A 23,869-nucleotide genomic window follows, 5' to 3' on the forward strand; every position below is an offset into this window, starting at 1 on the left:
TCTCGAGGCCGTCATCGCGAGTCGCTGACCGGCTCCAGCAGGTGTTCGCCGATCGCGATGTAGCGCGCGAAAGTCACCTTGATGTTGCGCAGTTCGCCCGGGAAGGTCCGCACCTCGAGATCGGTGAACTCCTCGACGCACGACGACGTGTCGGTGCCCTCGAATCGGTGTGACTTTCGCGCGCGACATCGCGATCGCCGAACACCTGCTGGCGCCGGTCAGCGACTCGCGATGACCGCCTCGAGAAACGGCGCGTCGAGGGGCAGGTCGGCGGTGAACGCCTCCGCGTCACCGGCGACGGTGCTGATCGGCATTTCTGACCGGACGGCCTCGAGGGCCTCGTCGAACCCGTCGGCCGACGCGGCGAGTAACCGGGCGAGGTGCTCTGCGGCGAATCCGCGCGGAAACTGCACGGCCTGAAGGGTCGAACGGTCCACCGACGTGACAACCGCGCCGTGCTCGTCGACGGCTTTCACACTGTCGGTGACCGCAAGCACTGGCAACACCACTGGGGCGCCTTGCACCAAACGCTCGACCACCCGGTCGCGAACCTGCGAGGAGGTCAGCGGTTGGCGCACATCGTGCACGAGCACCGGCAGATCCGAAACACCGGGGGCCGCAACGCTTTCGAGCGCGGCAGCCAGGCACTGCGCCCGGGTGGCCGGCTCGGCGGCCACCACGACACCGATGGTGTCCGTTCCGTCGCGGACGAGCAGTTCGCGGACATCGCGGGCGAGCGGCTCAGCGACCGCCACGACGACCCGGCCCGGCTCGGTGACCACTTCCAGGAGGTGACGCACCATTCCCGCAAGGGGCGCGCGGCGCGCGAGTGGGCGCAGGACCGCTGCCGATTGCTCGGTGCGCGGCACCGCAACGATGGCCGAGAGTCGTGGCACCGGGGTCGCCGTCACGGCGGCGACGCTATACCGGGTCGAACGTGTTGATCAGCCAGCGACCGTTGGCTTTGGTCAGACCGACCTTGACCGCGCTCGCGGCGAACGCCCCGTCCGGGTTCTCCTTGCTCACCGTCGTCTGGTTGACGAAAACGAGCACCACCGCCGAGTCGGGATGCATTTCGGCAACGGCCGCCTGCACGACCGCCGCGCTGGTCTTGACCTGCTTCTCCTTGACCGCCGGAGTCACGATCTGCTGGGTGAACTGGGTGTAGTAGTCGAGGAAGTCACCGGTCAGATGCGTCTTCGCGGCGGTGAAGTCGTTGTCCATGGTGTCCGGCGCGTACGACAACAGCGCCACGGTGCCCGTTTCCGCGGCTTCCTTGGCAACCTGCTGTGCATCCCTGTCGGTCTGTTGGTCGATTCGGTACTGGAAGAAGTACAGCCAAGCCGCGACGCCTGCCGAGGCCAGCAGCAGCAGCGTCAGCAGAATGGCGGCGAGGTGTCTGCGCACGAGGGGCAGCCTTCTCGCCTTGGGTTCCGCGGTCGCTTCCGGCGCCGCGTCCTCCACCGCCGTCGACTCCGGTTCGACGGCAGTCGATTCCGGCTCGTCGGGAGCCTCGGTGGCCACCCTCGCCTCTTCGGTGGCGTTGTCGGTGTTGGCTTCGGGGCTCACGGCACGAACTCGACTTTCGACATCTTGATCTGGTCGCCCTCCCGGACCAGGTCCACCATCAGGCGCCACGAGCGCGGCTCCTGATTGGCGCCGGCGGCGTTGGTGACCCGGGAACTGGCCGACACCAGCGCAGTGGCGTTGGTGTCGGTCATCGACTGCACGGCCGCGACGTTGACGGTGACCTCGGTGACCACCTTGGATTCCTTGGCGACGCGGGCGAAGTCCTCGGCCTGGGCTTCGAAGTCCTGCTTGAACTGACCGGTCGAGTTGTCGATGATCCGCTGCACGTCTTCCTTGGCCTTGTTGAAGTCCAGCGACATCAGGGTCACGACGCTCTGGCGGGCGGCGGCGGCGAATTCGGCGGTGCGCTGCTGCTCGGCGACAGCGTGCCGGTGCTGGACGACCATGAAAACGCTGACGGCGATGAAGCCCAGGATGAGAAGGATCGCCAACACCGCCGCGACGATCTTCCACCGGATCCGCGGCATCCGCAGCCGCCGGCGCCGCTTCGGGGCCTCTTCTGCTTCGCCGGTGTCGACCGCGGCGTCTTCGGCTGTGTCTTCAGCGGCCTCTTCGGCTGTCTCTTCGACAGGCTCGTCGGCTTCCGCTGCTGCTTCGTCGGCGGCCTCGGGCGCGGTTTCGGTGACCGGCTCGGATGTCTTGGCTTCGGCGGCCTGCCTGCGTAACCGGATGGCCTTGGCGCGGGCACGTGCGGCGGCGGCAATCGCCTCCGCCTCTGCCGCCTCGGCTTCGGCCTCCTCGGCGAGGGCCAGTGGGTCGTCCGAGTCCGCTGACCGCTGCTCAGGATCATCCTGCGGCGGCTGCGCGACGCGGTCCGCGTCGACCACCGACGCGCGGCGCCTGAAAGACGGCACAGCGACCTCCTTGTCTGCAAATCGCGCTTAAGGTGAGAATGGCGTTATCCAATTTTGAGTATCGCCGCGACGATACCCGCGTCCGCAGCGCCCGGCAAACGCCGTTTTCCTGCGGAAATGCTATTTACACGCTGTGCGGACGCTCAGTCGTGATTGTTCAGAAGGCGGTCCTTCATCACCTTGCCCGTAGCGTTCAACGGCAATCTGTCGAGGAACTCTACCGAGCGCGGCACCTTGAATCCCGCCATCCGCCCCCGGCTCCACGATATGAGGTCGTCCGCGGCAACGCCGTCGTAACCCGGGTTGCGCACGATGAACGCCTTGCCGACCTGGCCCAGCCGGTCGTCCGCCACCCCGATCACCGCGGCTTGCCCGACCGCGGGATGTTCGAGCAGGAACCCTTCGATCTCGGCGGGGTATGCGTTGAAGCCGCCGACGATGAACATGTCCTTCTTGCGGCCCACGATCCGCAACCTGCCCGAGTCGGTGAGCTCGCCGAGATCCCCGGTGTGCAGGAAGCCGTCGGGATCGATGGCCTCGGCCGTCGCGGCCGGGTCGTCCAGGTAGCCCTGCATCACGTTGTAACCGCGCACCAGCACCTCGCCGTCGGTGGCGATGCGGACCTCGACTTCCTCGCACGGCAGGCCCGCCGTGGTCGCGACGTCTTCCGGCGTGTCGCCGGGACGCGACAACGTCACGTTTCCGGCCTCAGTCAGCCCGTAGCCGGTCATCAGGGACTGGAAGGGCAACTCGTCACGGATCCGGCGGATGAGCTCCACCGGGATGTCTGCCGCACCGGTCACCCCCGCCCTCAGGGTGGCGAGCTTGTCCTTGTCGGCGACGGTCAGCAGCGAGTGGTACAGAGTGGGCGGCCCAGGCAGCATCGTGATCTGTTCGCGTTGCACGAGGTCGACGACCTTCTCGACGTCGAACGCGGCTACCGGCAGCATGGTGGCGCCCCGCAGGAACGACGCGATGAGCCCGGCCTTCAGCCCGAACGTGTGGAAGTACGGGTTGATCATCAGGTAGCGGTCGCCCTCGCGCAGATCTGCGAGCGTCGCCCACTCCTCGTAAGCGCGCAACGTCTGGCGGTGGTTCATCATCGCGCCCTTGGGCCGACCGGTGGTGCCCGAGGTGAAGATGACATCGGCGATGTCGGTGCCCGTCAGCGCGCCGACTCGCTCGTCGAACGCTGGACCGGCCGAAAGGAAGCCCGAACTCATATCGATGACCGGCGGCGCTACGCCGGGCCCAGCGAACTGCAGCGAGAAGTCCAGGCCGAGGAAGTCCTTCTGCACCAGCACGGCCTTGGCGCCGCTGCGGCCGATGATGTCGGCCGCCTCCTCCGGCTTGAACCGCGTGTTGACGGGCACGAGCACACCGCCGGCGGTCAGCAGGCCGAACGCCGCGACGATCCAGTCGGCCGAATTGGGCGCCCAGATGGCCACCCGCTCACCCGGCCCGATACCGAACTCGACGAAAGCACCTGCGGCACAACGGATCCGCTGCACCAGCTCGGCGAAAGACAAGCGCAGCGGACCGTCGACGAGAGCTTCCGCGTCGCCGAACCGGTCCGCTGCACTCAAGACCATCTCGGGGATGGTCTCCCAGCGGTCTGTCACACCGTGACGAGACGACCCAGGTTGCCGCCCATGATCTTCGCCTGGTCCTCGACCGAGAGGTGTTCGAGCGCGGTCACGTAGTGCGTCGGCTCCGCCAGGCCCTCCGGGTGCGGCCAGTCAGAGCCGTAGAGCACCTGCTCCACGCCGATCAGGTTGATCAGGTCGTCGATGCCCTCTTCGTAGAACGGGCTGACGAAGATGCGGTTCTTGATCTCTTCGATCGGGTTGCCCAGGAAAGCCTCGGGCGCCTTCTTGTACACCTCTGCCATGGAATCGAGCAGCGGGAACATCCACTTCGAACCCGCCTCGACGATGCCGACCTTAAGCTTCGGGTGCCGGAACAGCGCACCGTGGATCACCCAGGACGCCACCGCATCCTGGATCGGACGCCACTCGTTGAGGATCGACATCGCGTTGGTCTGGAACGGCAACATCTCCTGAGCGACACCGTCCCACTCCGACGTGTAGCGCGAGTAGCCGCTGTCCGACGAGTGCATGCCGACGAACACGTCGTACTCGACGCACTTCTCCCAGAACGGGTCGAACTCGGGCAGTGCGAACGACCGCGGACCGCGGAAGCCGGGCACCGGGGCCGGACGAACGAGGATCGCGCGCGCACCGCGCTTGACCGCCCAGTCGAGCTCTTCGATCGCCTTCTCCACGATCGGCAGCGTGATCACCGGGGTGACGAAGATGCGGTTCTCGTAGTTGAACCCCCACACCTCGTCGAGCCACTGGTTCAGCGAATGGATGATGACGTGGATCGCGACCGGATCGTCGCGCAGCCGCTCCTCGATCAGGCTGGCCAGCGTCGGGAACATCAGCGAGCGGTCGACGCCGAGCTCGTTCATCAGCTCCAGCCGCGGACCCGGCTCGAAGAACGCCGGGATCGACCGCATCGGCTCACCGAACAGCTCCCGCTTGCTCTTGCCGTCGGGGTTGCCGAACTTGAAGTACTCCTCCCACGCGCCCGGCTTGGCTACGTGCGAGAACGTGGGGTTCGGGATGTAGTTGCTGATCTGGCCCTTGATGGCGATCTTGGTGCGCCCGTTGACCTCCACGTACTGGACGACGTCCTGGTACTCCTTCGGCAGGTACTTGGTCATCGCCTCAGGCGGCTCATAGAGGTGGTTGTCCGCATCGAACAGCGGAAACGGTATATCCACCCGGTGTGAAAGTTGTCCCATGGAACACTCCTTTTCCTCTCGGGAGAATCCTATTCTCATTTGTGCCCGCTTGGCAACGGCTTGATGTCCGCCCGCGGCCTATTTCCCGGCGTTGCGACGCACGTCGTCGCGGACGCGGAACTTCTGCACCTTGCCGCTGGCGGTCCGCGGATAGTCCTGTCCTTCCGGGACCCGGTGCAGTTCCTCCGGCCACTTCTGGATCGCGACGCCGGCGGCCTTGAAGTGCGCGCGCACGTCGTCGAGTGTCGGCATCTGATGGCCGTCGCGGATGCGCAGCACCGCGGCCGCCCGCTCCCCCAACCGGTCGTCGGGCGCGGCCACCACGACGGCTTCGGCCACGCTCGGCATGTCCAGCAGTACCTCTTCGACCTCCAGCGCCGAGATGTTCTCTCCGCCACGGATGATCACGTCGGCCTTGCGGTCGGTGATTGTGAGGTAGCCGTCTTCGTCGAGGACGCCTATGTCGCCGGTGTGGTACCAGCCTTCGTCGTCGAATGCTCGCGCGGTCAGCGCGTCGTCGGTGTATCCGAGACACAGATCCGGTCCGCGAGAGAGGATTTCGCCGTCCTCGGTGAGCTTGATCTCCACGCCCGGACGGGGATCGCCGTCGGTGTAGAGCCGCTTGTCCTCCGGCGCCGTGGGCCGAGACCCGGTGATCGACGGATGCTCGGTGCTGCCGTACGACCGGAACACGAAGAACCCCATGTCGGCCAGCCGGCGCGTGACCGCCGCGGGGACGGTGGACCCGCCGAGACCGACGGTGCTGAACTTCGAGCGATGCGCGTCGGTGCAGTCCGGATGGTCGAGCAGGCTGGTGACGAAGTACGGCGGCCCGCCCCCGATCGAAAGGCCCTCGGTCTCCATGAGTTTGAGCACCTTGCCGGGATCCCACACGTCGCACAGATCGATCGTCGCGCCCTCGAGCACCGGGATGAGAAACGCACCGACCATGCCGATGAAGTGGCCGACCGGCGTCGCGGTCAGCTGCCTGCCGCGGTCCTTCGGATAGTTCGCAAGCAGCTGGCGGGTCTCGAAGCTCAGCGTCTGATGGCTGTGCACAACGCCTTTCGGGTTGCTCGTGGTACCCGAGGTGAACGCGTACAGCGCCGGGCCCGCCGGATCGGCCGCCAGCGTGCCCACCATCGGGTCCGCGTCGAAGAGTTCTTCGAAGCTGCCCTCCCCGACCAAGCCGACGATCGGCACGTCAGCCGCCAGATCCGGCTCGAACCTCATGCGGCCGAATTCCCGCGCCGTCAGGAAGGCTTTCGGCCGCGAGGTCGACAGGATGTGCGCGAGTTCCTTGCGGCCGTAGAAATGCACGATCGGCACGACGACGGCTCCCAGGAACGTCGCCGCCCAGAACGCGACCGCGGCCTCCATCCAGTTGGGCAGCTGCAGTGCGACCACGTCGCCGGGTCCGACCCCTCGCCTGTGCAGGCCAGCGGCCAGCCGGCGCGCACTCAGTTCGACATCACCGAACGTGCCGGCGAACGGGCGCAGATCGGAGTGCACCCAGAAACCGGTGTCCGGATGTGCGGCCAGATTGCGGGCCAACAACTCACCGAGCGTCTCGGAGGTCCACCAGCCTTCCTCCGCGTAGCGTCTGGTCAGCTCGACCGGGATCTTGCGCATGGACTCCCCACACTCGGGCGGCAGCTCCGACTCGACGCGATGCTATTCTCTGAATCCGAGAATGCCAATACCGTAATTGGAGAACGTTTGATGGTGGACCTCGAGTGGGACGACGGCTTGGCGGTCATCACCATCGATCGCCCGCAGGCACGCAACGCGATCGCCCCCGAGACCATGGAGCAGCTGCACGACGCGCTCGACAAGGCCGAGGGCGCGGCGGCGCTGGTCCTCAAGGGCGCAGGCGACCGCGCGTTCGTGTCGGGCGGTGACCTCAAACTGCTGGCCGCCCTGCGCACCGAACAGGACGCGGCCAACATGGCGCGGCGCATGCGGTCCGTGTGCGACCGCATCGCGGACTTCCCCGCGCCCACCGTCGCGGTGCTCAACGGGCACGCGCTGGGCGGCGGCGCGGAGTTCGCCGTCGCGGCCGACATCCGCCTGGCCGCCGACGACGTCAGGATCGGCTTCAACCAGGTGGCATTGGAAATCATGCCGGCGTGGGGCGGCGCGGAACGGTTGGTGTCGCTGGTCGGCTACAGCAAGGCGCTGCTGCTGGCCGGCACCGGCACCATTCTGCCGGCCGCCGAGGCCGAGCGGATCGGCTTGATCGACCGGGTGCTGGCTCGCGAGTCGTTCGACGACGACTGGCGCGCGATCGCCCGCACGCTGGCCCACCGCGCCGCCGGCGAGATCAAGCGCGTGATGAGAGGCGCCTCGACCGACGAAGCGGTGGACGCCTTCGCGCGGTTGTGGGTGTCCGACGAGCACTGGGCCGCCGCCGACAAGGCGATGAAAAAGGCTTAGGAAAAAGGGCTAACCCCCCTTTGGCGCGAGCGTGCGTGTTTGTACACGACACGCCGCGCAATTCCAGCATCTTGCGCACCTTCGCGCGCCGCGAGCGCTCGCGAAGTCAGCCGCCGAGCACCCGGATCGGCTCGGCACCGTCCCAGTCCGCCGCAGCTGCGCGGATGAATTCCGCCATCCCACTGGTGATCTCGTTGAGTTCCATGATCTCGATGACTTGGGCGGGACCGCCCGGCACTTCCGCGTAAGCGAAACGCGTGCCGACATCCTCGCCGCCCCGCCACACGATCGGCCAGCCGGCTTGCTCCACCGCATGCAGAGCGACGTCGAAATCCTCCACCCAGTAAGCCAATTGATGGAAGCCCTCACCGCGCGACGACAGGAACTCGGTGAAGACGCTCGGCGTCGCATCTTCTTGTTGGATGACCTCGATCTGCATGTCGCCGCTGTTGGCCAGAGCCAGCGACAGCGTGATCTCGCACGGTTCGCCGCGGTAGCTGACCCGCTGCGGCAGGTTGCGCATGACGAACCACGGGCCCACGCCGAGTTCGAGCCAGCCGGCGACGGCGCTGTCGAGATCGTTGACCACGTAACCGATCTGGCGGATGCGGCCGGGCAGGATCGTCATGACGCGTTCGGGTGGACGACGACTCGCGGGGGCCCCTGCCCTCGCCGCACCTGGTCGATGGCGTCGGGCACCTCGTCGAGGCTGATGGTGCGCCCGATGCTCGGCACCGGGTCGAGACGGCCCTCGACCACCGCGTCGAGCGTGCCGTACCAGTCTTGTGGATGCGGCCCGCCGCCGAACTGGATCGTCACGCCCTTGTGCGTGGCGGCGGTGCAGTCGATCGTTCCGGCGTCGTACCATCCGCCCGCGGCATGAACGCGCGCCAGGAATTCGCAGGAGTCGACGATGGTCTGCATCAAGCCGTTCGCGCCGACGCACTCGAAGATCACCTGAGTGGTCTGAAAGTTGTTCGCTCGGAACGTTTCCTGCCATACCGCATACGGATCACGATCGCGAGGATTGACGAGCACGTCCGCGCCGAACTCGGCGGCGTATGCGAGCCGGTCTTCGCTGTAATCCGACACGACGATGGGGGCGACTCGGCGGGCCTTCAATGCGGCGACGGTGGACAACCCGATCGCACCTCCGCCGATGACCAGCGGCAGCTCGCCCGGTCCGACGCCCGAGCACCGCACGTAGTACTCCCCCACCGCGAACGCGTCCACCAGCGCGACCGCGTCGTCCGGCACACCGTCGGGCACGCGACGGGCCATCATCTCCGACACGACCATCAATCCACCGAACGCGCCCGGCGCATCCGGATGATGCCCGATCACCAGTGGCTCCTGACCCGCGCGGATCAGGATCGGCAGGCTGGTGACGCGGCTGCCCAGCGGGAAGTCACCCGAGCAGCCGCGCCCATGGCCGACGACCTCGCCGACGAACTCGTGACCCATCACGGTGTCGCGGTCGGAATCCCAGACGAACCGCGGCGCGGAGTTCGGGTGGTCCATGTAGTGCACATCGGAGGCACAGATCGCCGCGGACAGCGGCTTGATGAGCAGCTCGCCGGGACCAGGCTGCGGATCGGCGGTCTCCCGGACTTCCAGCTCGCCGTCTCGAAGCACCACGGCTCGCATTGCTCAGCCTTTCCTCTTGGCGGCGAAATCGGTTGAGGCCGCGCTGATCATCTCGACCAACGTGCGCCGGTCCACCGTCCACACCTGCGCCGCCATCGCACGGTTGTTCTCGCCGACGACGTAGGTGGGTCCGTTGCCGATGTTCGCGATGATCTCCGCTGCCACCTGCTCCGAGCGCATCTGCGTCTGCGGGTCGTACTCGACGCCCATCCGGGCGAGCGCCGGCGTGTACGTCATGCCCAGCGGCGTACAGCACACGTCCACGCCATGCGGGCGCAGTTCCGCCCACAACCCTTCGGCGAACGTGTGCTGAAACGCCTTGACCGCCGAATACACGGCAAGCGTCGCCGATCCGGCCAGGCAGGCCAGCGACGCGACGATCACGATGCCGCCGCGGCGGCGCCGCGCCATCGCGGGTCCGAAGTGACGGGCCAGCGCTGTCGGGCCGACACAGTCGAGCGCAATCTGCTCGAGCGAGTACTCGAGTTCGTTCTCCAGGAACTCCGACGTGCGGTCCGAGGCGCCCGCGTTGTAGACCAGCAACCCGATCTCGAGCCCGTCGGTCGCCGCGGCCACCGCTGCGACCACGTCGCGCGCGGTCAGATCCTGCACCAGCGTCTGCGCCTGCACGCCGTGGTTTCGGACCCGCTGGGCGACCTCTTCCAGAAGCGCCCCGTTGCGCGCGATCAGCACGAGATTCACCCCGAGCGAACCCAATTGGTCGGCGATCGCCGCGCCGATGCCCTCGGAGGCCCCGGCTATCACGGCCCAGGGACCGTACCGTGCGGCGACGTCGGCCGTCACTGCGCTACGCCGGCCGCGCTGATCACCCGGGCGATGTTGGTGGTGCGTTTGACGATTCGCCACCCGTCGGCCGTGCGGCTGAGTTCGTCGTCGTAGTGGCCGAGAGCGTCGATCCAGCTGCCGCTGTCACCGGGCACGGCCATCAGCACGGCGTGCACGTAGGACCGCGCCGTCGCCCGGTCGTCGGCGATGTCGACGACGATGTTGGAGATCCGGTGATACGTCTGACCCATGCCGCCGTGGATCTGCTCCATCAGCGTGGTGAAGGCGTCGGCGTCGGTGAACGTACCGAGATCGCCGTAGTCGATGTCGACCTCGTCGGCCCAGCAGGTGCGAAACAGCGCCCAGTCCTTCGCGTCGATCCCGGTCGCGTAGCGGATCAACACCTCGGCGATCTGTGCTTTGTCATCGTCCACAACCGGGAGGCTAACAGGCAGGACGCCGAAATGGCGATATGGTTCTCTCTAGACGAGAACGTCATTTCCGGTTATGGTCGGCGCGTGCCGACACAGCAAGTGGCGCTCGCGCCCGAAATCTCGACCTGGCCCGACGACAATCCGCAGCTGATCGGAAGCCGGTGCGGCGCGTGCGGCGCCACCGCCTTCCCGGTCCAGCAGCGCTGCCCGAGGTGCAGTGCCGGTGACATGTCCGAGCTCAAGCTTCCGCGGCGCGGCACGCTCGTGGCATGGACGACGCAGGGCTTCCCGCCCGGGGCGCCCTACAAGGGACCGACCGGCAGCGACTTCGTCCCGTTCGGCGTCGGCCTCGTCCAACTCGAGGACGTCATCCGCGTCGAGGGCCGGCTCACCGTGAACGACCCCGAGAAGCTGGAGTTCGGCATGGCGGTCGAGCTGACGATGATTCCGTTCACCACCGACGACGACGGCAACGAGGTCGTCACCTTCGCCTTCCAGCCCGTCTAGACACTCAGGAGCTCCGACATGACCAATGACGTGGCGATCATCGGCGTCGGCCTGCACCCGTTCGGCCGATTCCCCAAGACCGCGATGGAGATGGGCGCCGAGGCGATCCAGGCCGCGCTCACCGACGCCGGCGTGGAGTGGAAGGACATCCAGTTCGGGTTCGGCGGCAGCTACGAGGTGTCCAACCCCGACGCGGTGACCCGCCTCGTCGGCCTGACGGGAATCACGTTCACCAACGTGTTCAACGCCTGCGCCACCGCGGCCAGCGCAATACAGCAGACCGCCGACACGATCCGGCTCGGCAAGTACGACATCGGCATTGCGATCGGCCTCGACAAGCATCCGCGCGGCGCGTTCACCGACGACCCGGCCAAGCTCGCACTGCCTCAGTGGTACGCCGAGAACGGCCAGTTCGTCACCACCAAGTTCTTCGGGATGAAAGCCAACCACTATCTGCACCAGCACGGCATCTCGCAGGCCACCCTGGCCAAGGTGGCGGCCAAGAACTTCCGCAACGGCGCGCTGAACCCGAATGCCTTCCGCCGCAAGCCGATCCCCGAAGAGGAGATACTCAACTCGACTGTGCTGAACTACCCGCTGACGCAGTACATGTTCTGCGCACCGGACGAGGGTGCCGCGGCTGTGATCATGTGCCGCGGGGACATCGCACACCGCTTCACCGACAAGCCGGTTTACGTGCGCGCCACCGAGATTCGCACCCGCCGCTTCGGCGCATACGAGGTCCACGCGACGTCGGCCCCGCTGGACGAGGACGCCTCCCCGACCGTGTACGCCGCCAAGGCGGCCTACGAGGCCGCAGGCCTTGGCCCCGAGGACGTCGACGTCGCCCAGTTGCAGGACACGGATGCGGGCGCCGAGGTGATCCACATGGCCGAGACCGGCCTGTGCGCCGACGGAGAGCAGGAGAAGCTGCTCGCCGACGGCGCCACCGAGATCCACGGCTCCATGCCGATCAACACCGACGGCGGGTTGATCGCCAACGGCGAGCCGATCGGGGCCTCCGGCCTGCGCCAGGTGCACGAACTCGTCCGGCAGTTGCGCGGCGAGGCCGGGGATCGCCAGGTGCCGGGTGAGCCCAAAGTCGGTCTGGCCCAGGTGTACGGGGCTCCCGGGACCGCGTCGGCGACGATCCTTGCGGTCTGATGTGGTTGACGATTCGGGACCTGGCCGGCGGCCGTCGTTCTAAAATCCGGAGATGATCTTCATGCGCAGCTCCGGTCGATCGGCCCGTTCCGCTTTGCTGACGGCCGCTGCGGCAACCGCGCTGACGGCCGGTGGCGTGCTGTCGACCAGTGCCCCCGCCGACGCGCAGGGCCCTGCGCCGGCGCCGCCGCTGCACAACGTCAAATACTCGGTCTTCGCCGAACAACCGTTCTACGTCGACATCTACTACCGCGACGTCGATCCGCCCGACTGGGCTGCCTACAGCCACAACCCCTACCAGTTCAGCCCCAAGGTCAAGGCTCAGATCGGCCCGGACCAGCAGTGGAACCTCGACGTGCAACTGGCCGACCCGGACAAATGGGCGATGGTGACCGCGACCAGCGGACCCGGGCAGTCCAAACCGAACATCCACTGCGTGCTGGCGGTGGACGGGGTGGTCGTCGCGACCAATCAGGGACCGAAGGGCGCGCTATGCTCCGTCCGCAACTGGTGAGCTCCCTCGGCGTCCGACTGATTCGCCACTAGCGGCTCTCCCTCGAGCCGCCGAATCCACTTCTCGCAGAACGCATTCGTCTCCGCGTGCCCGGTGGTCATGCCCAGCGCGCGTTCCACGACGAGGGCCTGCGACACGCTGGTCGCGAACACCGTCCACACCACCGGGGGCACCTCGTCGGTCTTGGCTCCGTACCTCTCGAGCACGGCGGCGATCGCCCTGTTCTGCTCCTCGCGGAACCGCTCGGCGTAGTAGATGATCTCGGCCCGCAGCGCCTTGCGGTGGTTGGCCAGGCCCATGAACTCCATCGTCAGCCTGGTGGCCTCCGGTTGGGTGCTGAAGCGCCACAGTGCCCACAGCGGCTGCGGTGACTTGAGCGCCTCGGTGAGCGCTTCCAGCCCCGCCTCTGCCATCCGGCGGAACACCGCCAGGAAGAGGTCTTCCATCGTGCGGAAGTAGTAGTGCACGAGTTGCGGCTTGAGGCCGGCCTTGTCGGCCACCCGCCGCGACGTCACCGCCGCGTACCCCTCTTCGATGAGTAGTTGTTCCGCCGCGTCGAGCAGTACGCCGCGGTTCTTCGCGTCGGGCGCCCCGATCCTTCGTGCGGGCCCTGAAACCGGCGCCGAAGCCCGCCCTGCAGCTGATGTCATCGGATCATTTCTCTTTCCGCCCCTTCCGACACGCCGATCGTAGTGGGAGCCCGCCGCGTGATCTTGACCGTGACCTTAACCACATGCTAAGCAAGTGCTCAGCATATTCAGCCAATGTGTTCCGGCGAGCGGCGGTGTCCGCTCCACCACCACGCGGGTAGGCGTCGACCTTGAAGGGCTTTCGCACCATGACCACCGATTTCGATTCGATCGACTACTTCACCGATCCCTCGCTCGTCCCGGACCCCCACCCGTACTACGACCACATCCGCACGAAGGATCCGGTGTGTTGTCCGATCAACAACGGCGTGCTCGCGGTGACCGGCTGGGAAGCCGCCAACAGCGTCTACAAGGACAGCGAGAACTTCTCCTCCTGCGTCGCGGTGATGGGGCCTTTCACGCCGATGCCGTTCGCCCCGGAGGGCGACGACATCTGCGCCCAGCTCGAGGCACACCGCACCGAGATCCCGATGTTCGAGCACATGGTCACGATGGATCCGCCGCAGCACACCGACGCGCGGTCGATCCTGGCCCGGCTGCTGACACCCAAGCGGTTGAAGGAGAACGAGGATTTCATGTGGCGGCTGGCCGACCGCCACATCGACGAGTTCATCGCCGACGGCAAGTGCGAGTTCCTCGCCGCGTACGCAAAGCCGTTCTCGCTGTTGGTCGTTGCCGACCTGCTCGGCGTTCCCGAGGAGGACCACGAAGCGTTCCGCGAGTCGTTCGGGGCCCAGCGCCCCGGATCGAACATCGGCGGACTGGACCACGAGGTGATCGCGACCAACCCGTTGGAGTGGGCGGACGAGAAGTTCGCGAAGTACATCGAGGAGCGGCGCGAGTCACCGCGCGACGATGTGCTGACTTCCATTGCGACCGCGAAGTATCCGGACGGATCGACGCCCGATGTGGTCGACGTGGTGCGGACCGCGACATTCCTGTTCGCCGCAGGGCAGGAGACGACGGCCAAGCTGCTCGGTGCCGCGATGCGGGTGCTCAGCGACCGGCCCGATATCCAGCAGAAGCTGCGCGATGACCGCAGCCTCATCCCGGTCTTCGTCGAGGAGTGCCTGCGGATGGACAGCCCCGTCAAGAGCGTGTTCCGAATGGCCCGCAAGACAACGACTCTCGGCGACACCCCGGTGCCCGCGGGCACCACGGTCATGGTCAGCCCCGGCGCGGCCAATCGTGACCCCAAGCGGTTCGACAACCCGCACGAGTTTCAGTTGGACCGCAAGAACGTCCGCGAGCACATCGCGTTCAGCCGCGGGATCCACTCCTGCCCCGGTGCGCCGCTGGCGCGCGTCGAGGGCCGGGTCTCGGTCGAGCGCATCCTCGACCGGATGGCTGACATCACGGTCAGCGAGGAGAAGCACGGCCCGATCGATGCGCGCCAGTACGTCTACGAGCCGACGTTCATCCTGCGTGGGCTGACGGAGATCAACATCGAGTTCAAGCCGATCGGCTGACCCGAAGGGGATCAGAGATCCCCGCGTTCCCAGTACGTCCGGCCGTCCTTGGACACGCAGGTGAGGAACAAGCCGTCCGGAGCCTGGGCGACCTCGCCGTCCATCCCGGGGCACAGATCGTTCTCCAGTTTGACGCCGTGCATCTCCGGCGAACGGAACCAGCGGGGCTCGTAGCGTCGCGGAGATCCGCAGAACACCAGCCGGCCCCACGACGTCACGCCGTACGCGTAGTAGGTGGTGTTGTTGCAGTACGAGCCGAGCACGACGTTCGGCTGGATACCGGGCGTGCAGTTGGGTGCGTTGCATTCCGCGCCCGGCGGCGGCAGCGGCGGCAACGCGGGTTGGGCCGCCGCGGGTGCAGCAACGGTCAACAACGCGGGAGTCACCAAGGCAGCCAACACTGCGACGACGGATCGCACTGCGCCATTGTCACATACGGGCGGAACGAAATTCACCCTTTCGGCGAGGATAAGCACTGGCCACGATAGGCTTTCGGCATGCGTGGAGTAGGTCTGGCCGCGGGTGCCGCGGCAATCGCTGTGTTCGGAAGTCTGGCTACCTCGACCCCGGCGCACGCCGATGATTTCGACATCGCGCTCAACGGTACCTACCGCGTGATGTCCGACGGCGAATGGGCGAAGCGGGGCATGACTCCTGGCGGTGCCGACGTCTTCTTCGACCAGAAGACGGTCGTCCAGACGTGGACCATCAGCACCGAATGCGTGAGCCCGATCGAGTGCAGCGGCACGGTGCAGAGCGACCTCGGCTGGACCGGCACCATCCGGCTCAAGGACTTCTGGATCATCGACCACGACATACCCAATTGGCTACCGTGCCCCGACGGCAGCTCCGCACCCGGTCACCAGAAGTTCATCGTCTCCGGTTGGAACCCCGCCAGGAACGAACGAAACGTCAAGATCACCGACTTCCTCATGGGCCGCGACCAGACCAAGGGGCCGAGTGGCGCCTGTGGCACCAATCAGCCCGTCGTGATCGAGATGCCCGTCAAGATGCAGAAGATCTGATTACGGCGCGCACAGGCGCTCACCTGACCGGACTCCGTCTCCGGTCAGGTCGGCAGTAGATCCTTCCACGACTTCGGTTCGCTCGTCGCGAGATTCTTCTGCTGCTGCAACAGACCGTCGGGCGTCATGTACTGACCCGTGCGCGGGTCGTAGTGCGCGACGGCCACCGATGGCCCACCGGAAGCATTGCCGCCGTAGGCACTTGGCGCCACCGGAGTGGCCCCCGTGGCCGCAGGCGCTGCCGGCGCCGGCGGGATCGGCGTCCCGTTCAGCGAGTTGCCCGGTGGTGGCGGCGGCGCCACCGGCGCCGGGATGGGGGCCGGCGCAACGGGTGCGGGCGCCGTCACGCCCGGTACGGACGCACCGGCGACGGGCGGCGGTGGCGGCGGGGCGCCCGGTGGCGTTCCCGACGGAACGGCGCCCGGTGGCAGCGGAGTCCCCTGTACAGGTGCGTAGAGCCGCTCGGAGAAGTCCACCCGGTCGTCGGGCGGGATACCTTGCGCGATCAGGTTCGGGTCGATGGGATATGCGCCCAGCGTGTGCTGGCGCAACGCCAACGGTTGATATCCCTTGGGATCGTTGCACAATTCGACGGTCGGCGCCCGCTTGCCCGGATGGCCCATGCACGGATAGTTGCGCGCACCGCGCACCGCGATCGGCGAATCCTGCGGCAACTTGCAGTACAGCCCGTCCGGGGTGTCGATCGACGTCATGTCCTCCGGCGAACGCCAACTCGACGGCGGCAGGAACCCGACAGTGCACGGCGTCGGGTCGCTGATCGTGAGCGCGAAGTCACCCGAAGGCAGGCCGGTCGGATTGTTCTGCGGAAGCCCGAACGACTGCTCTGCGGCGATGATGCCCGGGAAGATCACCAGAAGCTGTTCCAGCGACGGGTTGTAGGTGAGCAGGATCTGGCCCACGGTGGTGAGATTGGCCAGCAGGATCGGCAGCGTCGGCTTGATCCCGTTCAGCAGCGTCGAGACCTCATGCGCGAAACCGGGCCCCTGCTGCAGCAGCGTCCGGATCTGCGGATCGTTCTGCTGCAGCTGACCCGTCACTCCGGCAAGGCTTTTCGCCCAGGTGCGGATCGAATCGGCGGTCTCGGCCTGCGAATCCAGCAGCGGGCCACTGTCGTCGATCAGCCCGCGGGTCTGATCGGAGACGGTGTTGGCTTCGGCGCTCACCTTGGCCGCCGAGTCCATCAACGACTGGAAGTCTGCGCCGGCACCGTTGAACGCCTTGAACGACTCGTCGAGCAGGTCGGCGATCCGGTCCCCCGGAATGCTGCCGACCAACTTGTTCAAGCCCTCCAGCACCGGACCGACCTCTTGCGGAATTATGGTGTCGGCAGCCGGAATTCGTGACCCGTCCTGCAGATACGGACCGGAGTCGGTGCGCGGCCGCAGATCGACGTACTGCTCGCCGACAGCCGACACGCTGCGTACCTCGGCCTGCAGATCTGCGGGGACTTTGGGTGAAGTGTCCAGTGACAACGTTGCCACCGCACCGTTCTCGGTCAGCGCCACATCAGTGACCTTGCCGATCTGCACACCCCGGTAGGTGACGTTGCTGAAGCGGTAGAGCCCACCGGCGGCGGGCAGCTCCATCTTCACGTTCAGCCGGCCGACACCAAGCAGCGTCGGCACCTGCATGTAGACGAACAGCATCACCGTCACACCGACGATCGACGCGATCGTGAAGATGATCAACTGGTTTCGTACGAAGCGGGTCAGCATCAGCCGCCCCCTCCCGGTGTCGGTTGCGGTTCCGCCGGTACTGCCGGCGCGGCCGGAGCGGGTGGTGGCGGCGCTTCGGCTCCGTACGGTCCCGCGAAGACTCTTGACGACGTGGTGATCGGTTCGTGTGGCAGCCAGGGTGCGGCGGGCGGCGGCGGTGCGACCGGCAGCAGCGGACCTGTCGACGGCACTATCGAAACCACCTTGGGCGCAGACGGCGCACCGTTGGGCTGCGCTGCCGTGGGCGGCGGTGGGGCCACCCCCAGCGACATCGGGCTGTAGGAGTAGTTCAGGAAATACGGGTCGCCCGGTGCCGGTATCAGCTTCGCGTTCTCGTCACCCCACCGCGTGCCGAGCAGCAACGTCTTCTTGAGCCGCGGGTACGTGAGATCGAAGATGGCGTAGAGGTTGATGTAATCACCGCGGGTGATGCGGTCGGCGAAGGTCGGACCGTACGGAAATGCGGTGGCCCACAACAGCGCGAGGTTCAGGTCCGGTCCGATGTCGGCGAGCGCGCCGAGGGCCGGACCGATGTTCTGCAGGTCCTTCACCAGGTCGTCGCCGGCGTCGTTGACCAGGCCGGCGGCGGTGTCACCGAACTGGCCGAGCTTCTGCAGCGCGGTGGTCAGCCGTGGCCGCTCCCTGATCAGCACGTCCAACGCCGGCGGGATCTCCTTGAGTGCGCGGTCGATCGTGTCGCGCTGGTTGGCGAACGTGCCCGCGACGCGGTTGAGCTGCTGGATCGAGGCGATGATGTTGTCGCGCTGCGTGTCGAGTACTCCGACGAAGTTGTCCAGTCGGGTGAGCAGTTCGCGGATCTGCGGTTCCCGCCCGTTGAGCGCCGTGTTGAAGTTGTGGATGACGTCGCCGATCTGGCCGAGGCCGCCACCGTTGACCACGGTTGCCAGCGAGGACAGTGTGCGCTCGGTGGACGGGTAGGTCGACGAGCCGCTCAACGGGATTGTCGCTCCGGGGGCGAGCCGGCCCTCAGGTTTTTCACCCAGGGGTGGGTTCAGCGCCAGGTGCATCGAGCCGAGCAGGCTCGTCTGCCCCACCGTGGCTACCGCGTTGGCCGGCACCGCGACATCGGGTTTGACCGAGATCTCCACATCGGCGTGCCAGTTGTCGACCGTCATGTCGCGGACGCTGCCCACCACCACGTCCGAGATGAGCACCGGCGAATTCGCTTCCAGCGTCGCCACATTCGCGACCTGAACGTGGTACGTCGCAGCATCCGGGCCACGCCCGACCGCGCCGGGCAGCGGCAGGGAGTTGACCCCATGGAATGAGCAGCCTGACAACATCAGCGCCAGAGACGATCCGGCGACGACCCATCGCTTCGCGTGTCCGCGGATCATGCTGGCGGCGTCCCTTCCGCAGGCAACAGAGGTGTGTTGGGCGCTACCGGTGGCGGAGCGGCCGGCGCCGCGGACGGCGGCAGCAGCATCCCCTCGACGGTTTGCGGTTGCGCGGGCACGTTGCTCACCACGTTGGGCGGACCGGGAATCGGCGCGCCCGGGAACAGCGCCGGTGACGGGGTCGCGGGTGCGTCGTTATCGGGCATGTACAAGCCCCGGGGCCCGGGCGGCTTCGGCCCCCAGCCCGGCGGCGGCGGCACATCACCCGCGCCGGTGTAGGCAGACACAGTCGGTGGCGGTTCCGGCGGATCGCCCGGTCCTGCGCCGCCCGGTGCGAGCTTCGGATCGGTGTAGATGATCCGATCCGGGTTGACCGCCGGTCGCAGGTAGGCGTTGATCGGCAGCGGGATGTTGTTGATGTTCAGCAGCCGCAGGGCCGGGCCCAGGTACTGCGCGCACAACTTCGCGGTCTCGGGTGCGGTGACGTTCGCGACCGCGCCGATCATGCCGCAAATCATCTGCACGGGGTTGTTGAAGTTGACCAGCGAGAACGCACCGGTCACCGAACCGCCGTTCGGATAGTAGATGTTCTGGAAGTTCGCGATCGCGTTCGGCGTGATGTGCAGGACGTTCTCGAGCGCCATGCGGTTGTCCACCAGGATCTGGGTGAGATCGGCCAGCCGCGCGATCTGCTCCGTGGTCTGGTCGCGGCTGCCGACGACGAAGCGCTGCACCTCACCGATCGCCACTGAAAGCTTCGAGAGCGCCGCGTCGAGGTCCGACCTGCTGTCGTCGAGGACACTGGACAGGGTCGCCAAGCGGTTTTCGAACATCACAATCTGCTGCTTGCTGTCGCGTAATGCGGAGACGAAGATCTGCAGGTTCTTGATGATGTCGACGATGTTTCCGCTGCCTTCGGCGAAAATCCTTGCCGCGCCGGACAGCTGGGCCAGGGTCTGGCGCAGCTTGTCGCCGTTGCCGCCCATGGCGTTGGCGGCGCTGTCGATGAACCGGGAAACCGAGGTGTCCGACACACCCTTCTTCGGGCCGAGTTCCGTTGACAGCCGCATCAATTGAGTCTTGACCTCGTCCCACTCGACAGGCACGGCGGTGCGGTCACTGGGAATGACGGCGCCGTCCCGCATGGTCGGCCCGTTGTTGTTGCGATAAGCCGGGGTGAGCTGCACATAGCGCGCCGCGACGAGGTTCTGCGCGACGATCACGGCCTTGGCGTCGGCCGGGATCGGTACGCCCCGGTCGACTTTGAGCGTCATCTTCGTCTGGGTACCCTCGGGCGTGATGGCTTCGATGCTGCCGACCTGCACACCGGACACCCGCACCTCGTCGCCGGGGTAGATCGCCGTCGCCGTCGGGAAATAGGCGGTGATGGTGGTCGGCCCGAAGAACATCTGACGCACCAGGAAGGCTGCGCCGGCGACCAGACCGATGGCCAGCAGGATCGCTGTGCTGACCACCAGCCGCTTACGGGTTGCCATCATCGGGAAGGTCTCCTGGCTGCGGAATACCGTTGCGGGGGAAGGGCAGTTCGGCGCGCGGGCCGGCCTGGTCCGGCGGCTGGCCGGCGTTCATGCCGCGGCGGAAGCCGAACGCGTAGTCGAGGAACGGCTGCAGAATCTGGCCGAATATCAGGTTGGGCACCAAGGCGTTGTAGTAGGCGCCGTTGGCCACGATCTCGCCCTGCGTCAAATAGTATTTGGCGGCACCGGGCAGCATCTTCGCCAAGTTGTCGCGGTTCTTCTCCAGCATCGCCACGACGGTGTTCAGCTGCTCCAGGGTCGGGGCCAGCTCCTTCTCGTTGTCGGCCACGACGCCGGTCAGCTCGTCGGATACCGCGGCAGTGGCCCGCAGCAGGCTGGTGATCGCATAGCGACGCTCGTTGAGAACGGCGAGCAGATCGTTCGAGTTGAGGATCAGCTGGTTGACCTGCTTGCTGCGCTCGGAGAAGATCCCCGTGACCTTGCCGGCGGTCCTGAGCAGTTCGGCGAGGCTTTCGTTGCGATTGTTGAGCGACTGCGACAACCGCGACAGACCGTCGAAGGTCGGACCCAGTTGTGGCGCAACCTGATCGAGCGTCGCCGCCAAGGTGTCCAGTGACTGGTTGAGCGTGTCGGTGTTCGTCGCAGCCGTGTTCGCGGTCAGATCGCTGACCGCGTCGGTCAGCGAGTACGGCGACGTCGTCCGCGACGTCGGGATCGGCTGGTTGCGGTCCAACGTGCCACTGCCGCCGGACTCCAATGCCAGCACGCGCTCGCCCAGCAGAGTTCCGGTGCGGATGTGCGCGGTCGTGTCCGAGCCGAGCGCGTACTTCCCGGCGATCGTGAAGCCGACCAGCGCATCGCCGTTCACGAGTTCGACTGACGAGACCGAGCCCACCTTGATACCGGACACCGTCACGTCGTTACCGACGGCGACACCGCCGGCCTCGGTGAACAGTGCCTCGTACCGCAGCGAGGTCGCCCACGATATGAGGCGTTCGGGCTGCAGGCCGACGGTGATCACCAGGATTATGAGGACTACGCCGATCACGCCGGCCCTCATCAGCTGCGCTCCGCGGTACTTGAGCATTACTCGTCCACACACCTTCCGGTCTCTTGCCGGATCCACGGGAACACCACCGTGCGGCCCTCGAGATCACTCGCCCGGAACGTGACACCGCAGATGTAGTACGGGAAGAACGCGCCGTAGGAACCGACGCGCGCCAGCTTGCGATAGATCTCCGGCAGCCGTTGGATCGTGGCGTCGAGTCGCGGGAGGTCGGTATTGACCAGCGGGGCGAGCCGAGCCAGTTGATCGACGGTGTTGTTCAGCGGAGACCGCGCGCGGCCCAGGAGATCGGCCAGCGACGACGTGCCGTTGTCCAGCGACTGGATCGCGGTGCCGATCGGATCGCGATCCTCGGCCAGCCCCTTCGTCAGTTGCTCGAGTTTGTCGATGGCCCCGGAGAAGTCGTCACCGTCTTTGGACAAGGTGTCCAGTGTCTGGCGCAGGCTGTCGATCAGCTGCTCGACGACCTGGTTGTTGTCGGCGAGCGAGTTGGTGAATGACGACGACTTCGACAGCAGCGATTCCAGGGTGCCGCCCTGGCCCTGCAGGATCTGGATCAGCGAGCTGGTCAGACCGTTGACGTCGTCCGGATTGAGGCCCTGGATAACGGGTTTCAGGCCGCCGAGCAGCAGGTCGAGGTCGAGCGCGGGCGCCGTGCGGTTCTCCGGGATCTGAGCGCCGGCGGGCAGGATGCGCGCGGAGCCGGGAGTGTCGATCAGTTCCAGGTAGCGATCGCCGACCAGGTTCAGGTAGCGGATTGCGGCCTTGGTGCCGGTCGTCAGCTTGGTGGCGCGATCGGCGTCGAATTTGATCAACACCTTCCGATCAGCCTGCAGCGACACATCTTTGACGGTGCCGACCCGGATGCCGGCGATCCGCACGCTGTCGCCCGCCTTGAGCCGCGAGGCGTCGTTGAAGACAGCCGAATACCCGTCCGTGGAGCCGGTTCTCGACTCGCTGAACACGACGAACAGGAAGGCGGTCAGCAGCGCCATCACCACCCCGAAGATGGAGAACTTGATCAGCGTGCCTGTCGAGCGCGTCATCCCGGCATCCCGATCTGTGAGGTGTTGCGCGGCGGGCCGTCCAGTGGACCGAACAGCCAGTTCTTCAGTCCCTCGGAGTTCAGCAGGATGCCGGAGTTGCCGTACTGCGACGGATTGGAGCCGACGTCGCCGACGATCATCGGCGGCGCGAACTCCGGCTTCAGCTCCGGGAGGCCCAGTTGGCCGCAGTAGTCTTTCCCGCCGCTCTTTGCGGCGACCTTGGGCAGGTCGTGCGGATAGCGGTAACGCTCCACGCCGAGCGTCAGGCCGGCACTGACGATGATGCCTGAGTACTGCGGCCCCGACTTCGACAGCGGCGCAAGGCCCCCGATGCCGCACGTCAGCGACCTGCGGTAGGTGTTCAGCAGTTCGGCGGTGGGCACCAGCACGTGCGTCACGTCGGTCAGCGCCTGCCGGTTCCCGCCGATGACCTCATTGCCGAGATCGGCCAAACCGATTGCGCTGACCAGGAATTCGTCGAGATTGTCCTGCTGGTCGACGATGGAGTTGCTGACCTGCGTGGTGCTCTGGATCGTCGACACGAGATCCGGCGCGGCATCGCCGTAGGCGTTGAACGTCGGGGCCGCGGCCTCGATGTCGTGCGCGAGGTTCGGCAAGCTCGGTTCGATCTTGGCCAGCAGGGCGTTGAAGTCGACCAGCGTGCGGCCAAACTGGTCGCCGCGGCCGTTGAACGCGGTCGCGATCGCGCCGAGGGTCTGGTTGAGCTTGGCGGGGTCGATTTTGTCGAGCACGCGAACCAGATTCTGGAAGACGGTGTTCACCTCGACGGTGACGTGCTGGCTCTGGATGACCTGCCCGGGACGCAGCCGTTCGGACGACGGGTCCTGCGGTGCCTTCATCTGAACGAACTTCGCACCGAACACCGTCGTCGACGTGATGTCCACGTCGACGTTGCCCGGGATGAGCTTCATCGCGGAGCGATCCATCGCCAGGTGCAGCGCCGCGGTGCCGTCGGGCCGCTCCTCGATCTTCTCGACCTGGCCGACCTGCACGCCGCGCATCTTGACCTTGGCCTCGGGGTTCATCACGAGGCCGGCGCGGTCCGAAATCACCGTGACCGGAACGGTATCGGCCCAATCGCCCCGGAACAGGCTGACGGCCAGGGCGATGATCAAGGCGATGGCCACGATCAAGCCCAAACCCGTCAGCGGGCGAACGACACTGCTCTTCATCGGCGCGACCTTATCCCGACAGGTTGAAGTTGCCGTTGGAACCGTAGATGGACAGTGACACCAGCAGGGTGACCGAGACGACGACG

At 66.5% G+C, this 23,869-nt stretch carries 24 protein-coding genes; 6 read left to right on the forward strand and 18 right to left on the reverse strand.

Going from position 1 to position 23,869, the window contains the following annotated elements; translation table 11 throughout:
- Positions 1 to 218: 218 nt before the first annotated feature.
- From A5663_RS11310 to A5663_RS11335, 6 genes are all read right to left on the reverse strand, one after another.
- The gene (locus A5663_RS11310) at positions 219 to 911 is read right to left on the reverse strand and encodes a 2-C-methyl-D-erythritol 4-phosphate cytidylyltransferase (RefSeq protein WP_082974057.1); all 693 of its coding nucleotides are present in this window, start codon (positions 909 to 911) and stop codon (positions 219 to 221) included.
- A gap of 10 nt (positions 912 to 921) precedes the next feature.
- On the reverse strand, positions 922 to 1,569 hold the full coding sequence (locus A5663_RS11315; RefSeq protein ID WP_156744443.1) for a hypothetical protein: 648 nt from the start codon (positions 1,567 to 1,569) through the stop codon (positions 922 to 924).
- On the reverse strand, positions 1,566 to 2,444 hold the full coding sequence (locus A5663_RS11320; protein ID WP_068148251.1) for a hypothetical protein: 879 nt from the start codon (positions 2,442 to 2,444) through the stop codon (positions 1,566 to 1,568). Before A5663_RS11320 ends, A5663_RS11315 begins: the two co-directional genes overlap by 4 nt.
- Before the next feature lie 143 nt (positions 2,445 to 2,587).
- Positions 2,588 to 4,066: a FadD3 family acyl-CoA ligase gene (locus A5663_RS11325; RefSeq protein WP_082974060.1), complete on the reverse strand. Its 1,479-nt coding sequence runs from the start codon at positions 4,064 to 4,066 to the stop codon at positions 2,588 to 2,590.
- The gene (locus A5663_RS11330; RefSeq protein ID WP_068148254.1) at positions 4,063 to 5,253 is read right to left on the reverse strand and encodes an amidohydrolase family protein; all 1,191 of its coding nucleotides are present in this window, start codon (positions 5,251 to 5,253) and stop codon (positions 4,063 to 4,065) included. Before A5663_RS11330 ends, A5663_RS11325 begins: the two co-directional genes overlap by 4 nt.
- A 78-nt stretch (positions 5,254 to 5,331) precedes the next feature.
- Positions 5,332 to 6,885, reverse strand: coding sequence for an AMP-binding protein (locus A5663_RS11335; protein WP_068148257.1), 1,554 nt, complete (start codon positions 6,883 to 6,885; stop codon positions 5,332 to 5,334).
- Between the two features lie 90 nt (positions 6,886 to 6,975).
- Between A5663_RS11335 and A5663_RS11340 the strand changes: the two genes are divergently transcribed.
- Complete coding sequence (locus A5663_RS11340; protein WP_068148259.1) at positions 6,976 to 7,689, forward strand: enoyl-CoA hydratase/isomerase family protein; 714 nt, start codon at positions 6,976 to 6,978, stop codon at positions 7,687 to 7,689.
- Positions 7,690 to 7,795: 106 nt separating this feature from the next.
- Here the strand turns inward: A5663_RS11340 and A5663_RS11345 are convergent, their stop codons facing one another.
- From A5663_RS11345 to A5663_RS11360, 4 genes are read right to left on the reverse strand one after another with little or no spacing between them, the layout of a single operon-like run.
- Positions 7,796 to 8,317, reverse strand: coding sequence for a VOC family protein (locus A5663_RS11345; RefSeq protein ID WP_068148262.1), 522 nt, complete (start codon positions 8,315 to 8,317; stop codon positions 7,796 to 7,798).
- Complete coding sequence (locus A5663_RS11350) at positions 8,314 to 9,336, reverse strand: zinc-binding dehydrogenase (RefSeq protein WP_197503372.1); 1,023 nt, start codon at positions 9,334 to 9,336, stop codon at positions 8,314 to 8,316. Before A5663_RS11350 ends, A5663_RS11345 begins: the two co-directional genes overlap by 4 nt.
- Before the next feature lie 3 nt (positions 9,337 to 9,339).
- On the reverse strand, positions 9,340 to 10,140 hold the full coding sequence (locus tag A5663_RS11355) for an SDR family oxidoreductase (protein WP_068148265.1): 801 nt from the start codon (positions 10,138 to 10,140) through the stop codon (positions 9,340 to 9,342).
- Positions 10,137 to 10,556 carry a nuclear transport factor 2 family protein gene (locus tag A5663_RS11360; RefSeq protein ID WP_068148267.1) on the reverse strand — a complete coding sequence of 140 codons (420 nt, stop codon included), beginning with the start codon at positions 10,554 to 10,556 and terminating at the stop codon, positions 10,137 to 10,139. The genes A5663_RS11355 and A5663_RS11360 overlap by 4 nt, the downstream gene beginning before the upstream one ends.
- 30 nt (positions 10,557 to 10,586) lie before the next feature.
- On the opposite strand from A5663_RS11360, the gene A5663_RS11365 reads away from it, so the two are divergent.
- The 3 genes from A5663_RS11365 to A5663_RS11375 are packed head-to-tail and all read left to right on the forward strand — an operon-like array spanning position 10,587 to position 12,741.
- On the forward strand, positions 10,587 to 11,063 hold the full coding sequence (locus tag A5663_RS11365) for a Zn-ribbon domain-containing OB-fold protein (RefSeq protein WP_082974063.1): 477 nt from the start codon (positions 10,587 to 10,589) through the stop codon (positions 11,061 to 11,063).
- Between the two features lie 18 nt (positions 11,064 to 11,081).
- A complete protein-coding gene (locus A5663_RS11370; RefSeq protein WP_068148270.1) occupies positions 11,082 to 12,227 on the forward strand; it encodes a thiolase family protein in 1,146 nt (381 codons plus the stop codon).
- Between the two features lie 52 nt (positions 12,228 to 12,279).
- Positions 12,280 to 12,741, forward strand: a complete 462-nt coding sequence (locus A5663_RS11375; RefSeq protein WP_068148271.1) for a hypothetical protein — start codon at positions 12,280 to 12,282, stop codon at positions 12,739 to 12,741.
- On the opposite strand, the gene A5663_RS11380 is transcribed toward A5663_RS11375, so the two are convergent.
- Entirely contained in the window at positions 12,699 to 13,391 is a 693-nt protein-coding gene (locus A5663_RS11380; protein WP_068148275.1) for a TetR/AcrR family transcriptional regulator, read from the reverse strand. The genes A5663_RS11375 and A5663_RS11380 overlap by 43 nt on opposite strands.
- 188 nt (positions 13,392 to 13,579) lie before the next feature.
- Between A5663_RS11380 and A5663_RS11385 the strand changes: the two genes are divergently transcribed.
- Positions 13,580 to 14,860 carry a cytochrome P450 gene (locus A5663_RS11385; RefSeq protein ID WP_068148279.1) on the forward strand — a complete coding sequence of 427 codons (1,281 nt, stop codon included), beginning with the start codon at positions 13,580 to 13,582 and terminating at the stop codon, positions 14,858 to 14,860.
- 11 nt (positions 14,861 to 14,871) lie between these two features.
- Here A5663_RS11385 and A5663_RS11390 read toward each other — a convergent pair whose 3' ends face one another.
- Positions 14,872 to 15,279 carry a hypothetical protein gene (locus A5663_RS11390; protein WP_068148282.1) on the reverse strand — a complete coding sequence of 136 codons (408 nt, stop codon included), beginning with the start codon at positions 15,277 to 15,279 and terminating at the stop codon, positions 14,872 to 14,874.
- A gap of 78 nt (positions 15,280 to 15,357) precedes the next feature.
- On the opposite strand from A5663_RS11390, the gene A5663_RS11395 reads away from it, so the two are divergent.
- The gene (locus A5663_RS11395; protein WP_068148284.1) at positions 15,358 to 15,885 is read left to right on the forward strand and encodes a hypothetical protein; all 528 of its coding nucleotides are present in this window, start codon (positions 15,358 to 15,360) and stop codon (positions 15,883 to 15,885) included.
- A gap of 44 nt (positions 15,886 to 15,929) precedes the next feature.
- Here A5663_RS11395 and A5663_RS11400 read toward each other — a convergent pair whose 3' ends face one another.
- The 6 genes from A5663_RS11400 to A5663_RS11425 are packed head-to-tail and all read right to left on the reverse strand — an operon-like array spanning position 15,930 to position 23,783.
- Complete coding sequence (locus A5663_RS11400; RefSeq protein WP_068148287.1) at positions 15,930 to 17,621, reverse strand: MCE family protein; 1,692 nt, start codon at positions 17,619 to 17,621, stop codon at positions 15,930 to 15,932.
- Complete coding sequence (locus A5663_RS11405) at positions 17,621 to 18,979, reverse strand: MCE family protein (protein WP_068148289.1); 1,359 nt, start codon at positions 18,977 to 18,979, stop codon at positions 17,621 to 17,623. Before A5663_RS11405 ends, A5663_RS11400 begins: the two co-directional genes overlap by 1 nt.
- A complete protein-coding gene (locus tag A5663_RS11410; protein ID WP_068148291.1) occupies positions 18,976 to 20,478 on the reverse strand; it encodes an MCE family protein in 1,503 nt (500 codons plus the stop codon). Before A5663_RS11410 ends, A5663_RS11405 begins: the two co-directional genes overlap by 4 nt.
- Positions 20,462 to 21,565 (reverse strand): MCE family protein, encoded by a 1,104-nt coding sequence (locus A5663_RS11415; RefSeq protein ID WP_068148296.1) that lies wholly within the window; start codon positions 21,563 to 21,565, stop codon positions 20,462 to 20,464. Before A5663_RS11415 ends, A5663_RS11410 begins: the two co-directional genes overlap by 17 nt.
- On the reverse strand, positions 21,565 to 22,590 hold the full coding sequence (locus A5663_RS11420) for an MCE family protein (RefSeq protein WP_068148299.1): 1,026 nt from the start codon (positions 22,588 to 22,590) through the stop codon (positions 21,565 to 21,567). The genes A5663_RS11415 and A5663_RS11420 overlap by 1 nt, the downstream gene beginning before the upstream one ends.
- Positions 22,587 to 23,783, reverse strand: a complete 1,197-nt coding sequence (locus A5663_RS11425; protein WP_068148302.1) for an MCE family protein — start codon at positions 23,781 to 23,783, stop codon at positions 22,587 to 22,589. The genes A5663_RS11420 and A5663_RS11425 overlap by 4 nt, the downstream gene beginning before the upstream one ends.
- Between the last annotated feature and the right edge of the window lie 86 nt (positions 23,784 to 23,869).

The sequence above is a fragment of the Mycobacterium sp. E740 genome, from assembly GCF_001672895.1.
Taxonomy (GTDB): Bacteria; Actinomycetota; Actinomycetes; order Mycobacteriales; family Mycobacteriaceae; genus Mycobacterium.

What these genes read in the sequence shown, in the direction of transcription:
- A5663_RS11330 (WP_068148254.1), bottom strand. Translation starts at nt 5,253, where the DNA reads ATGGGACAACTTTCACACCGGGTGGATATACCGTTTCCGCTGTTCGAT.
- A5663_RS11335 (WP_068148257.1), bottom strand. Translation starts at nt 6,885, where the DNA reads ATGCGCAAGATCCCGGTCGAGCTGACCAGACGCTACGCGGAGGAAGGC.
- A5663_RS11340 (WP_068148259.1), top strand. Translation starts at nt 6,976, where the DNA reads ATGGTGGACCTCGAGTGGGACGACGGCTTGGCGGTCATCACCATCGAT.
- A5663_RS11345 (WP_068148262.1), bottom strand. Translation starts at nt 8,317, where the DNA reads ATGACGATCCTGCCCGGCCGCATCCGCCAGATCGGTTACGTGGTCAAC.
- A5663_RS11350 (WP_197503372.1), bottom strand. Translation starts at nt 9,336, where the DNA reads ATGCGAGCCGTGGTGCTTCGAGACGGCGAGCTGGAAGTCCGGGAGACC.
- A5663_RS11365 (WP_082974063.1), top strand. Translation starts at nt 10,587, where the DNA reads ATGGCGATATGGTTCTCTCTAGACGAGAACGTCATTTCCGGTTATGGT.
- A5663_RS11370 (WP_068148270.1), top strand. Translation starts at nt 11,082, where the DNA reads ATGACCAATGACGTGGCGATCATCGGCGTCGGCCTGCACCCGTTCGGC.
- A5663_RS11375 (WP_068148271.1), top strand. Translation starts at nt 12,280, where the DNA reads ATGATCTTCATGCGCAGCTCCGGTCGATCGGCCCGTTCCGCTTTGCTG.
- A5663_RS11380 (WP_068148275.1), bottom strand. Translation starts at nt 13,391, where the DNA reads ATGACATCAGCTGCAGGGCGGGCTTCGGCGCCGGTTTCAGGGCCCGCA.
- A5663_RS11385 (WP_068148279.1), top strand. Translation starts at nt 13,580, where the DNA reads ATGACCACCGATTTCGATTCGATCGACTACTTCACCGATCCCTCGCTC.
- A5663_RS11395 (WP_068148284.1), top strand. Translation starts at nt 15,358, where the DNA reads ATGCGTGGAGTAGGTCTGGCCGCGGGTGCCGCGGCAATCGCTGTGTTC.
- A5663_RS11400 (WP_068148287.1), bottom strand. Translation starts at nt 17,621, where the DNA reads ATGCTGACCCGCTTCGTACGAAACCAGTTGATCATCTTCACGATCGCG.
- A5663_RS11405 (WP_068148289.1), bottom strand. Translation starts at nt 18,979, where the DNA reads ATGATCCGCGGACACGCGAAGCGATGGGTCGTCGCCGGATCGTCTCTG.
- A5663_RS11410 (WP_068148291.1), bottom strand. Translation starts at nt 20,478, where the DNA reads ATGATGGCAACCCGTAAGCGGCTGGTGGTCAGCACAGCGATCCTGCTG.
- A5663_RS11415 (WP_068148296.1), bottom strand. Translation starts at nt 21,565, where the DNA reads ATGCTCAAGTACCGCGGAGCGCAGCTGATGAGGGCCGGCGTGATCGGC.
- A5663_RS11420 (WP_068148299.1), bottom strand. Translation starts at nt 22,590, where the DNA reads ATGACGCGCTCGACAGGCACGCTGATCAAGTTCTCCATCTTCGGGGTG.
- A5663_RS11425 (WP_068148302.1), bottom strand. Translation starts at nt 23,783, where the DNA reads ATGAAGAGCAGTGTCGTTCGCCCGCTGACGGGTTTGGGCTTGATCGTG.